General features: G+C 53.3%; 7 protein-coding genes. 3 read left to right on the forward strand and 4 right to left on the reverse strand.

The genetic code is table 11. The features are described from left to right. The first annotated feature begins 165 nt into the window (after nucleotides 1-165). Nucleotides 166-816, forward strand: a complete 651-nt coding sequence (locus HWI92_RS02355) for a hypothetical protein (protein ID WP_204660602.1) — start codon at nucleotides 166-168, stop codon at nucleotides 814-816. A gap of 173 nt (nucleotides 817-989) precedes the next feature. Here HWI92_RS02355 and HWI92_RS02360 read toward each other — a convergent pair whose 3' ends face one another. Beyond that, nucleotides 990-1,892 (reverse strand): manganese catalase family protein, encoded by a 903-nt coding sequence (locus tag HWI92_RS02360; protein WP_204660603.1) that lies wholly within the window; start codon nucleotides 1,890-1,892, stop codon nucleotides 990-992. A gap of 196 nt (nucleotides 1,893-2,088) precedes the next feature. Here HWI92_RS02360 and HWI92_RS02365 point away from each other — a divergent pair, with 196 nt between their 5' ends. Then, on the forward strand, nucleotides 2,089-5,892 hold the full coding sequence (locus HWI92_RS02365) for an ATP-binding protein (protein ID WP_204660604.1): 3,804 nt from the start codon (nucleotides 2,089-2,091) through the stop codon (nucleotides 5,890-5,892). A 25-nt stretch (nucleotides 5,893-5,917) separates the two neighbouring features. Beyond that, a complete protein-coding gene (locus tag HWI92_RS02370; protein ID WP_204660605.1) occupies nucleotides 5,918-6,592 on the forward strand; it encodes a GNAT family N-acetyltransferase in 675 nt (224 codons plus the stop codon). 16 nt (nucleotides 6,593-6,608) lie between these two features. On the opposite strand, the gene HWI92_RS02375 is transcribed toward HWI92_RS02370, so the two are convergent. From HWI92_RS02375 to HWI92_RS02385, 3 genes are all read right to left on the reverse strand, one after another. Continuing rightward, nucleotides 6,609-7,343, reverse strand: coding sequence for a porin family protein (locus tag HWI92_RS02375; protein WP_204660606.1), 735 nt, complete (start codon nucleotides 7,341-7,343; stop codon nucleotides 6,609-6,611). Nucleotides 7,344-7,442: 99 nt separating this feature from the next. Further along, the gene (locus HWI92_RS02380; protein ID WP_204660607.1) at nucleotides 7,443-10,760 is read right to left on the reverse strand and encodes a glycosyl hydrolase; all 3,318 of its coding nucleotides are present in this window, start codon (nucleotides 10,758-10,760) and stop codon (nucleotides 7,443-7,445) included. 206 nt (nucleotides 10,761-10,966) lie between these two features. Then, a complete protein-coding gene (locus tag HWI92_RS02385) occupies nucleotides 10,967-11,851 on the reverse strand; it encodes a dienelactone hydrolase family protein (RefSeq protein ID WP_204660608.1) in 885 nt (294 codons plus the stop codon). Nucleotides 11,852-12,088 lie beyond the last annotated feature (237 nt).

Genomic DNA, 12,088 nt, shown 5'->3' on the forward strand with positions numbered 1-12,088 from the left:
GTGCATTCAAACACTTTGGTCGGGTCGGCAGAGCCGGTTTGCTGTACGGAATTAAAGCAGCCTTCTGCTGCTGGGAAAGCGATCGGTACGACTGCTGCCTGCTGGCATGGATATTTTCAAACCATGCGCAAGATCAACAAACCAAAACCTTTAAATGAAAATGTCATGGGAAAAACGGTCATAGGGATTTTCGAATATGAGAGCGACGCACAGGATGCGCAGAACTACCTGCTCTCCAATGGATTTGCTGACGGCAATGTGGATATCAAGATAGCATCCTACAAGTCCGAGCCTGCAAAGACCGCCGTACATGACGAGGATGAAGACATACTGGACAAGATTGGCCATTTTTTTAGAACGCTTTTTGATGGCGACGATGATGAAGTGACCCGCTATGCAGAAGCCGGCAAGCGCGGAACGATCGTAACCGTACATGCGACCAGCGCCGAGGAAGCAGAACTGGCTGCGCAGGTACTGGATAATCACGGCGCAGTGGACGTTACCAAGAGCCTCGCCAACCTTGCCCCAGGCCAGGTGGAGGGTAATCCGATCCTGGACCCACCGGGTGCTGCATATGGCCTCGGTACCCAAGCTACGCCCGCAGGCACCGGAAGCCTGCCGCTCCGCAGTCGTATTATCGACCGGCCGGTGCACGAAAGCTACCGACTGCGCCAGCAGGGACTGGAAGGTGACCAGGTACCGCTGAACAGGACCGTGGCCGAGCGCGATGCCATGCTCAACGATATCATCGACAATGATGAAATGAAGCCGAAAAATCCAAACAACGGGGACAGCTTTGCCTCGCCGGAATTTTAATGCGTTACAGAAAATTCAGTGAAAAGCCTTTGCTCCGGCAGGGGCTTTTTTTATGGCCGGACTTTGCAGTTGTGCATTGATTATGAATTTTTTGTAAAATAAATCCTGCCGCCGAAACATTGCTCCCGGGAGCAGGTACGGACGGCAGGACTATGTAACTTTTGCTACGGAAACTATATCTTAATGCCCAGTTTTTTCGCAATGTCGGCGAACATTTCCGGATCTATACCCACTTCTCCGGGTGAGTTCAGTTGGGGCTCTTCGTCCAGGTCGGGCATAGGATAGCCTTCGGGTGAGCCAAATACCACTTCCAGTGGAAGACCATCTTCCGGGTGGGGGCCATTGAATACAAGTCCTGCTTTCTGGTAATCGTCCTTGCTGAATGTATAAAGCTTCCGGTGAAGGCCATTTTCTTCATATTTCCGGGTTTCGGGAAATGCCTTGTTGCTCAGGTCAGGTACGGGTACAAGCTTGGTTACCGCCACGCCTGTAAGTATTTCCAGTGCCCTGGCATAAGCCACTACGTGCAAACCACCCCTTACCAGCAGAAAACCTACCATTTCACGCGCCGTCGGATCTGTAACCATTTCGTACACCCGCATTTTGTTGGCACGCGCACCGCATTCAAGAAAAAAGTTATGAAGAAGGTCAAGTCTGAGATTGCCGCTGCTGAACACATTCTGGCCCGTCCACCAGTCTCCCATGGAATCCATTGGGAGCGAAGCCTGTCCGCTGGAAATGAAATGGCGCGAGAGGCGTGCATCGATGCTGTCTTTCAATGGAGCAGGTTCCGGATCAAACCCCCGTTTGGTAGTACCCGTCAGCAGCAGGTTGATGGCATACGATACCACCTCAATGTGGCTGTACTCTTCACCCGCAATACTGGCAGTAAGGTCATAAAATGGCCGTAAACGCTTGCGTCCCCTGAAATTGAACGACTGAAAAGTGTAGTTCATCAGCGTCGACATCTCTCCGAACTTACCGCCAAGCAGCTCCTGGATAGCAGCGGCGTCATTTGGGGATGGATTGCTGGGTGTTGGCAGCTCGATCGGCAGCCTGTCCATTTTTAAAATCATAACTTTGGAAGTTGGTTGAAATAAATGGTAGGCACGCTGCCTTAATAAAACCATTCCAGCGCCGGAAAGTCTGTTGTAAAAGCACTTAGTTTCTAAATTTGTAGCGCGGAAGGTACATCTGCTGCTTTTTGCGCGGATCGTTGGTTAATTCAACCACTGGCATTAGCTTCCTGAAAATTCCACTAATTAATGCATAATGGCCGAAGTTGAAAACGACGAGCAGTTCCTGTCGGGCGGCGGGCAAATGGGTGCCCTCATACGTTCGATGGACTGGTCAAAAACGGCACTGGGCCCTGTGCACCAATGGCCGCAAAGTTTACGGACAAGCGTAAGTCTTTGCCTTTCATCTACCTTCCCGATCCTCATCGCCTGGGGACCCGAACTGATACAGATTTACAATGATGCTTACCGGCCGATCTGCGGTGCCAAACACCCCGAGTCTATGGGGCAGAACTTCAAGATATGCTGGGAAACAGCCCTGCCGGTAGTAGGAGCAGCCTTTGACCGGGGCCTCGCCGGTGAGGGTACTTATATCAAAGATCAGCAGATGCTTCTCGACCGGAACGGTTACATGGAGGAGGCCTTTATGACTTTTTCTTTTTCACCGATCCGCGACGAGTCGGGCAACGTGGGCGGGATTTTCCACCCGATCACCGAAACAACCGAGCAGATCCTCAGTGCCAGGCGCACACAGGTAGTCCGCGACCTTGCCGTGCATACGTCCAATGCAAAGACCTTTGACGGGATCAGTACTTTGCTGGCGGGCGTCCATGACCGCTTCTGCTATGATGTGCCTTTTGTGCAGGTATATGAGCTTGATCCGGCCAGCCAGGTGGCCAGCCTCAAAGTTTCCGCAGGTATTGCAGGTGAGAACCTGAATTTCCCTACCGTCGATCTCAGCCAGCCGATTGCTGAGAGCTGGCCGTTGTCGCTGGATGTGCCCGACAACCTGCCTGTGGAAGTAAGCGGTCTTTCCGGGCGCTACGGCAGCTTTGCCTGCGGCCCATTTGAAGAGGCTCCGCATACCGCACTGATTTTCCCGATCAGCATTTGCGGTGGTAAGGAGCATTATGGTTTCCTGGTTGCCGGTGTCAGCTCGGGCCGGGCGCTCGACCAGGAGTACCAGAACTTTTTTGCTTTATTTGCAAATACCATATCGGCTGCTTTTTCCAATGTAGATGCTTACCAGCAACAGCAAAAACGTGCGCAGCAGCTCGCTGAAATCGATAAGGCCAAGACGACTTTTTTCAGCAATGTAAGTCATGAATTCCGTACGCCCCTCACGCTGATCCTCGGACCCCTGCAGCAAATGCGCGACGAGCCCCATGCCAGGTTGCAACTGATCAACAACAATCTTGACTCCATTTACCGCAATGCCGGCCGGCTGCTGAAACTTGTCAATAACCTGCTCGATTTCAGCAGGATGGAGGCGGGGAGGGTAAAGGCTTCTTACCAGCTTGTGGAACTGGGTGCACTTACGGCGGATCTGGCATCCAATTTCCGCTCGGTCGTGGAAAGTGCAGGAATGCAGCTGATTATTGAAGTGCGCGAGGTTACGTCCGAGGTGTATGCAGATGTAGATATGTGGGAAAAGATCGTGCTGAACCTGCTTTCAAATGCATTTAAATATACCCTTCAGGGTAGCATCACCGTCCGCATCGGGCAGGATGATACCCATGCGATCCTGGAAGTGACCGATACGGGGGTAGGTATTCCGGAGGAGGAGCTGCCGCATATGTTTGAACGTTTTCACCGGATAGAAAATACGCCTGGCCGTACCCACGAAGGTACGGGCATTGGCCTCTCGCTGGTGTCGGAGCTGGTCGGTCTGCATTTCGGGTCGATCGCCGTCGCAAGCCGGTTTGGCAGCGGAAGTACCTTCACGGTTTCAATCCCGCTCGGGAGGGCGCACCTGCCGGCAGACCAGATTATCAGCGGGAGTACGAGATCAGCCGCATCATCGCAGCAGGAAACTTTTATCCGCGAAGCCATGAGCCTGCTCGACCATCCCGAAACCGCAGAGCCAGAAGTGGTAGAAGTATCAGCGACATCGGAGAATGAAGCCCTTATTGAAGTACAAAAGACTATTTCAGTTCTTGTTGTAGATGATAATGCAGACATGCGCGGATACCTGGGCAAGCTGTTATCGCCTTACTTCACCGTCGATTTTGCTTCCAATGGTCAGGATGCACTCGGCAAGATCACCGGCAAAGTGCCCGACCTGGTGATCAGCGATGTGATGATGCCGGTCATGGACGGTCGTCAGCTCCTGGGGACCCTCCGTCAAATGTCCGGCCCGCGCATCCCCGTCATCATCCTGTCTGCCAGGGCAGGGGAAGAGTCGCGGATTGAAGGCCTGCAATGGGGAGCGGACGATTACCTGGTAAAGCCATTTTCTGCCAAAGAGCTGCTGACCAAGGTAAGTTCAGTGATCAAGATCAACCAGGTGGCACGTAAGGCCGAGACGGAGCTCCGCGAGATTTTTCAGCGCGCCCCGGTTGCAATCGGTATTTTTAAAGGAAACCAGCTGGTGATTGAAGTAGCCAATGCCATGCTGCTGAGCTACTGGAACAAGTATGCGGACGAAGTAGTAGGCCGGCCATTTGCAGAGGTGTTCAGTGATGCGGGGAGCGAATCGTTTGGTGCGATCGCCCGCGATGTTTTTGAAAGCGGCGAACGGAAAATACTCAGGGAATATCCGCTGCCGGTAGCCCGCGAGGGTGGTCCGACCAGGATTTACACGAACGTAGTGGTAGAGCCCGTGCACGATATTACGGGCCTGATCACCGCTGTGATGCTGGTAGCCAATGATGTGACCGAGCTTATTACTGCCCTGGACCTGGTGCGCGAAAGCGAGCAGCGGTTCAGGTTGCTGGCCAACTCCATACCCCAGCTGGTGTGGCGCATTGATGCCATCGGCGGTGAACATTTTTATAACGAATTTACCTACACCTTTTCGGGCCTGTCACCGGATTTGCTGCAGGCGCAGGGCCTGATCCTGCTCATGCACCCGGAAGATCGTCCCGGGAACGAGCTTGCCTGGCAGAATGCCTTCATTTCGGGGGAGGATTTTGTTTACGAACATCGCTTTTTGCGGCACGATGGCCAGTATCGCTGGCACCTGAGCAGGGGAGTGGCGCAGCGCAGTGCATCGGGGATGGTCGAAAACTGGATCGGGGCGAGTACGGATATTCACGATCAGAAAACGCTGGAAGAGGTATTGGAACAGCGGGTGGCGCTGCGTACCGCTGAGCTGGAAAATATCAATGAGCAAATCACCAAAACCAACCGCGAGCTGGAACAGTTTGCGCACGTGACCAGCCACGACTTACAGGAGCCCCTCCGCAAAATCCAGGTTTTTTCGGGTATGGTCAGGGACCAGCTGTCGGATCAGGACCGGGTATCGCAGGATTTTATCCGGCGGATCATCGCTTCATCCGAGCGCATGTCGCACCTGATCAAGGATCTGCTTGATTTTGCAAGAATCGGTAGTACCGATTTGGTTTACGAAAAGACCGACCTGAACGATATCCTGTTGAGTGTACAGGAAGATTTTGAATTCATGATCAGCGATACGCAGGCGGAAATTAAGGCAGCGGTGCTTCCCGTCATTGATGCAGTTCCTTTGCAGATGAACCAGCTTTTTTACAATCTGATGGGCAATGCATTGAAGTTTGCACGGGGCAGGTCTCATATCGAGATTACGTGTGATCAGCTTTCGGCCGAAGAATGCGGAGCACTTGGCTTTCTCAAATTGTCTGCACCCTATATCCGTATTATTTTCAGGGACCAGGGTATCGGGTTTGACCAGGAATTTGCCGAGCGCATTTTTACCATTTTTCAAACACTCAATAACCGGAAAGCCTTTGCCGGGAATGGGATCGGCTTGTCGATCTGTAAAAAAGTAGTAGAAAACCATTCAGGCGTAATCATCGCCAAAGGCGAGCGCGATGTTGGTGCAGCATTCGAGATTTACCTGCCTGTGGAGCACACGCGTTAACCATCATCTTTGTACTTAATAAGGAATGAACCATCCACTCGACAATCCGGCCTGGCATGCACTGGGTTCGGGCAACCGGCACATGGGCTACCAGGATGCACAGTGTGCCTACTTTGACCCTTCCGTTTCCCCTTTTGCAGCATTGGCAGATCCTACTGCCGAATGCCTTTCGCATCTTTATACCACATTACCCTTTAAAAACCTGATTATCCTGGTGTCGGATCAGAAGCTTGCAGTACCTGACCATTGGAAAAATGCCATGCAGATACCGGGTCACCAGATGATTTACCGTGGTAAGGAGGCAGCAACCGGCACGAGCCGGGCTGTGGCGCTTACTGACGTGCATATTCCTCAAATGCTGGCACTGACCGGGCTTACCAATCCGGGTCCGTTCCTGCCGGGGACGATCCGGTTCGGGTATTATGAAGGTATTTTTGAAAGAGACCAACTGGTTGCCATGGCCGGTCAGCGTATGAATCCCACCGGATTTGCCGAGATCAGCGCCGTATGTACCCATCCTGATTTCCTGGGACGCGGGCTGGCGCGTGAGCTGGTCCTGCGGCAGGTACAACGCATACAGGCTGCCGGAGAAACACCTTTTTTGCACGTACGGGCAGATAATTTCCGGGCAATCAGCTTGTATGAAGCCATGGGATTCGAAACCCGTACCCAGATTTACTTTCACGGTATGCACAAATAAACTGGTTCAGCGCACCTTATAATGTCAGCAGTACGCCCACAGAAGCATAGTTGATCCAGTTGAAGTTATAAACTTCATCGGAGTCCGCACCGCCTTCCAGCACGCGGTAGCCTGCTTTAATGCCGAATTTGGGTGTAAACAGGTAGGATGCCCCCGCAAAAATGTCCTCAGCCCGGCCTTGCTTGGAAGCCAGCGCGTCGCCTTCGATCAGGAAGGTCCAGCGTGCAGCTTTATAGGCAGCTTTGAAGTTGACGAGCGGCACAAACCCGATATTGTCAAAGTGCGTATCACTGCTTTCGTTCCTGAAACGTATATCTGCATCCCTGATTTTTGCGGTAAGTCCTACGCCCAGTTCCCACTTCCGTGTCGAGATAACGTCATAACGGTAGGTAAGCCGGTATGAGTTGAACTTGTAATTAACTTTTACCGGCTGTCCGGTCCCGAAAGTAATTCCATTAAAGAGAACCGGATTGCCGAAGTTGCCTTTGTAAGTAACTGTGAGCGGCGCATAAAGAGCCGATACCTGGTGGCGGCCCGAAAAGCGGTAGCTCAGCCTGGCGCGGTAAAAAAGCTTTGCGTTCAGGTCAAGCTCGTCGGGCAGGTTTACAAGTGTGCCGCCATTGTTCGGGATCCTGACTTTGTTATAGTTGGTGCTGGGTACAATGCCGCCTTCGAGGTCGAGCGTCACCTGCGCCTGGGCTTCGCCGAGCGCCGAAAAAACGAGTATACAGATTATAATTTTCCTGATCATGTCCGTCCTGGTTTAAGAACGTCACTTGCTAAAATATTGGTGCCAATGGAAAAACCGCTGCGGTATGCTCCACCGGCACCAGGCTCGCCTTCACTTTCATCACCTGGCCGGTGCGGGCGACCGGGTTGCGGCCAGTACGCGCACGGGCCCCAGTAACCCTGATGGTAAAAGGGGAGAACCGGGCTGGTAGAAAGGCAAAGTTGTAAATGTGATCTTATCTACGACGCCGGGCTGTGCATCTCCGATCAGGCGGTTGACCCAGGTGTTGGTTACTTTTACCTGTAATGCATTGCTGCCCGCTTTCAATGCTCCGGTGATGTTGATGCGGTAAGGTTTTTTCCACGTTATGCCGACATTTTTGCCATTGACAATCACTTCAGCAAGGTTTTTGACATCGCCGAGATCAAGCCAGTACTGCACATTTTTATCCACTGCTGGCACATTCATGGTGTTTTCGTAAGTCGCAGTTCCTGAAAAATACCTGATCCCGGCCTCCTTATTTTCTGACAGGGGAGCCAGTACCGGCAGCACTGTCTGCGCCGGAGCACCCAGGCTATCGGGAAAGCGGATTGTCCAGTTGCCGGCTACGGTAGTCAGCTCCTTTTCAGTTACCACGGGCTCGGTATGCGCAGTAGTTGCTGTTTTTTTATCAAAAACAATAAAATAGGCCTGCCATGCATCGAACTTCACTGGAATGCTGGTCCTGCCATTCTGCATGCGGTAGGAAACACCCTGCATGGTGCCCGTCTCCGGATTCCACAGCATCGGTGTTTTGCCGGTAACCCTGAAACTGATTTCGGCTTCATTGGGATCGCCGCTGCGGTTGTCGAGCCAGTAGATGTCCGCTTCGGGCATCTGTCGGTGCACGTACATGATCCTGGCTTTTGCACCGGTAACAGCAACATCTTGCCGGATTTTCAGAGCTGCCAGTACCGTCTCGGGTGCTCCTGTTGAAACCTGGGGACTGGCCCAGATCTGGTCAGCAAGCTTTTTGAATGCTGCTGCGTCATCACTCAGGCTGGGCGAGCGCTCCGGTTTGGTTCCTGCAACCTTCATACCTGCATGGACGAGTTCACCCAGCTTTTTAAGTACGGGCAGGGTCATGGTGCTGGCCGTAGAGTCGAGTACCAGCAGCCGGTATTGTTGTCCGCCCGGCGTGGTAATCAATCCATTTTTGACGCTCAATGCTTCTTTGATAACCGTCGCATTGGCAAAGTCGAATGCATATCCCTCCGGCACAGGCGGCAAGTGCTGGGCAAATGCCTGGGTAATGTTGTTGTTTTCACCATAATAATAAAGCACATCCACGACCGGCTTTCCCTGCTGCAAAAGATAGCAACTGCGCCCCAGGTATTCCATCCAGGCTTTACCCGGCTCCGCCCAGGTTTCCTGCCGTGTAAAGTACTGACCGAAGGGTCCCAGCGAGAAGCCGGGTTTTTTGTCGTCCAGCGGCTGGTGAACGGAGGTATGGATCACAAAGCGGTTGAGCCCGGAAGCCATTTCCAGATCAGCCGTACGTTTGAGCTTCTCAGGGTACCAGCTGAATCCGTTCCCCACGGAGGTCATCGATTCGGCTGCCACCAGATTTTGTCCGTAAATGTGCGCCACCGACGCCGACTCCCGGATATCCGCCTCACTCCGGACCTCCTCATCATTACCGCCGGCCAGGCTTCCGGGTGTCCACATGGCGCCCATCGGGATGTCGGCCCTGCGCTTAACATCCATGCCGTCGGCCAGGTAAATGCGGCCATTTTCGTGCGATTCGGTGTAGCGCTTCATGCCCCGGGCTTTGAGTGCATTGCCGATTTCCTCGTAGTGGTTCTCAACGATCATTTCCCCGATCGTTTTTCTGAAATCCCATAAAAATTGTTCGCTGGCCGCGGGACTTTTTACAATGCGGCCCGTCAGCACGGGAATCCACGGCAGGAGATCATAGCCGCGACGTTTCCGGAACTCCTCCGGCATAGCCTTGGTCCAGGTCATATGTCCGGCCTCGTAGCTGTCGAGCACCATGTACTGCAGTCCCTTTGTGCCCATTTGCCCGCCGGTGGCATCTTTATACATGTCGAGATACGTATCCATGTACTTCCTCACGGCTGTTTTATCGAGCTTGTCCACTTCCAGACCCGTAGCCTCTGGAGATGCCGGGTGGTTTTTACGGCCTGTTATGGAATAGCCGAGGCGCAGCACAGTCCATGTTCCGGCAGGCGGTGTCCAGTCCAATGTACCGTCGGCGGCCATTTTGGAAGTAAGGTCCAGCACGTTCGCCAACTGGACCGCATCGGTGTCTCCCGACTTGAAATACGGTGTGCCTTCCTTCCAGGGGCTGAAACCTGCCTTTTCTTCAAACTGATCGATGCGGTCTGTATTAAACAGGTTGATCTCGGCGACTTCCACACCCTCCGGCCCGGCAGGCTGTGCACTCGCCCCGAACATCGCCCCGAAGGGATTTGCGGGAGGCGGCAGGGTTTTGAACGTCACCCTGAAATACTTGCCCGTCACCGGTGCAAAGCTCACAGTGTTCTGAGGCACCGTACTGCCTTTGATCTGCGCGACGTCTTTGAAATGAATACCATCATCGCTCACTTTCAGGGCGCGGTTATTGGGTGCTCCCGTAAATTCCGCCAGTGCGCCGCCACTACTTGCCCCCACGATCGTCAGTGCCTTGAAAGTTTGGGGCGATGCAAATTCGTACTGGATCCACATATCCTGTCCTATTTCCATGGGAGGTAGTAAGGTGGTTTTTCCAAGGTCACCGTCTGTCAGCTGTGCCAGGTTGAACGTGCCGCCGCTGGAAGTAACCTTTGGAGCCAGCATATCCAGCGTCTTTTCAGATTCAGGAAGCTTGTAAGCGATAACCGCAGCATCGGCATAGTAGGTAGGCAGCTCGCCCACAGGACCGGTGAGCCCGTCTGAGGGAGGGAGCGGTACATTCTGGAACTTGCTGGTGGTGGGCTGAGGAGAGGGGAGTTTTCCCGTAAATGCCTTGCCGCCTGTCACCTGGGTCTCTGTCCAGACGTACTTTTTCATCGCATCACTAGCCGGTACCCATGGTCCGCCTGTGACACTCCACCCCGGTGACCCGGCAATGGCCATTTCCAGTCCGAGCCGGGTAGCCAGCTCCGTAGTATGCCTGAATGCATCCTTCCATTCGGGCGTCATAAACACGAGCTTCCGGGGTGTGACATTGGGTGTAAACAAACTGGCATCGAAGTTTTGAAAACCGCCAATGCCAACCCTTTTCATCCATTCCAGGTCTTTGGTAATACCTTCTTTGGTGATATTTCCATTCATCCAGTGCCACCACACGCGGGGCTTGGCAGCATCGGGTGGAGTCAGGAAGCTGGTTTGAAGCGTGTTTTTCTGGGCAAAGGAACATGCCGGGAGCAGGCATGCGAACAGCAGCAGTTTCTTCATATCAGGTTCAGGTTTGTGGTAATAAAAGTCCGGTCAGCTGAGCAGCTTGGACAGCACCTCCGGGTCTGGATCGGGAAGGGCAGGTACTGTCATATCTACTCGTTACCCGCGTCCAGGCTTGATTGAAGCCCTATTTGTAATACCTGAAAGAAAAAATGGGAAATAAACGGGAACCTGCTCCCGTCATTTCCCATCGTCGCTGCCCGCTACTTCAGCTTGTCGGCAAAGAACTCGACCGTACGTTTCCAGGCAAGTTCGGCGGCGGCTTTGTCGTAGCGCGGCGTAGTGTCGTTGTGAAAGCCGTGGTTTGCGTCGGGGTACATGTAGGCTGTATATTCCTTTTTGTCGGCCTTCAATGCAGCCTCGTAGGCAGGCCATCCCTCGTTCACGCGGGTATCGAGCGCGGCATAGTGGATCAGCAGCGGAGCTTTGATCGCGGCAACATCCTGGGCTGCCGGCTGACCTCCGTAAAAAGGCACGGCCGCTGCAAGGCCGGGAATGCGCACCGCCATCATATTGGCGATCCAGCCACCAAAGCAGAAGCCTACCACACCTACTTTTCCATTACAATCCTTGTGGTTTTTGAGGTACTCAAATGCCGCAATGAAGTCTTCCAGCATCTCGTCCCGATTGCGTTTGGATTGCAGGGTGCGGCCTTCGTCGTCGTTGCCCGGGTAGCCGCCCAGGGGGGTTAATGCATCCGGGGCGATGGAAATAAAACCGGCCACTGCCGCGCGCCGGGCAACGTCCTCGATGTACGGGTTCAGCCCCCTGTTTTCATGCACTACCACAATCCCGCCGAGTTTGCCTTTCGCATTGGCAGGCCTGGACAGCAATGCCTTGATCGTGCCGCCACCTTTGGGCGAAGGATAGTTTACGTACTCCGATTGCAGCCTGGGATCATTTGCTTTTACCTGAATGGCTCCATGGTAATCAGGCATCAGGAAGCTCATCAGGGAGGTTACCGTGATTCCGCCAACCGCATAGGCAGACAGTTTTTGCATAAAGTCGCGCCTTTCAAGCCTGTTGTGGGCATAATCATCATAAAGGTCGAATATCTCCTGCTTGATATCTTCTTTTTTAAGCTGCATGGGCCTGGTCTGTTTTATGGTTGAAAATCCTTACAAAGAAGGGCGCGTGCAGCTCAATTTACTACTTGAACGAGGTGATCGTATGCACAGTTTGACGGACAACTGCAATGATCAGCAGAGCCGTGCAATCAGTCAGTAAATGCTACCGGCTGCCTGCGTTACACGCGCTGGTACCGGGGAAGTCATTTTGTCCCGACACCCCCCTGCGGATGTCTCTTTATGGGATGCAGCATGCCG

Origin of the sequence: Dyadobacter sandarakinus (assembly GCF_016894445.1) — a bacterium.
Classification (GTDB): Bacteria; Bacteroidota; Bacteroidia; order Cytophagales; family Spirosomataceae; genus Dyadobacter; species Dyadobacter sandarakinus.

Excerpts from the sequence above, each read along its gene's own strand:
- HWI92_RS02355 (WP_204660602.1), top strand. The coding sequence starts at position 166 with ATGGGAAAAACGGTCATAGGGATTTTCGAATATGAGAGCGACGCACAG.
- HWI92_RS02360 (WP_204660603.1), bottom strand. The coding sequence starts at position 1,892 with ATGATTTTAAAAATGGACAGGCTGCCGATCGAGCTGCCAACACCCAGC.
- HWI92_RS02365 (WP_204660604.1), top strand. The coding sequence starts at position 2,089 with ATGGCCGAAGTTGAAAACGACGAGCAGTTCCTGTCGGGCGGCGGGCAA.
- HWI92_RS02370 (WP_204660605.1), top strand. The coding sequence starts at position 5,918 with ATGAACCATCCACTCGACAATCCGGCCTGGCATGCACTGGGTTCGGGC.
- HWI92_RS02375 (WP_204660606.1), bottom strand. The coding sequence starts at position 7,343 with ATGATCAGGAAAATTATAATCTGTATACTCGTTTTTTCGGCGCTCGGC.
- HWI92_RS02380 (WP_204660607.1), bottom strand. The coding sequence starts at position 10,760 with ATGAAGAAACTGCTGCTGTTCGCATGCCTGCTCCCGGCATGTTCCTTT.
- HWI92_RS02385 (WP_204660608.1), bottom strand. The coding sequence starts at position 11,851 with ATGCAGCTTAAAAAAGAAGATATCAAGCAGGAGATATTCGACCTTTAT.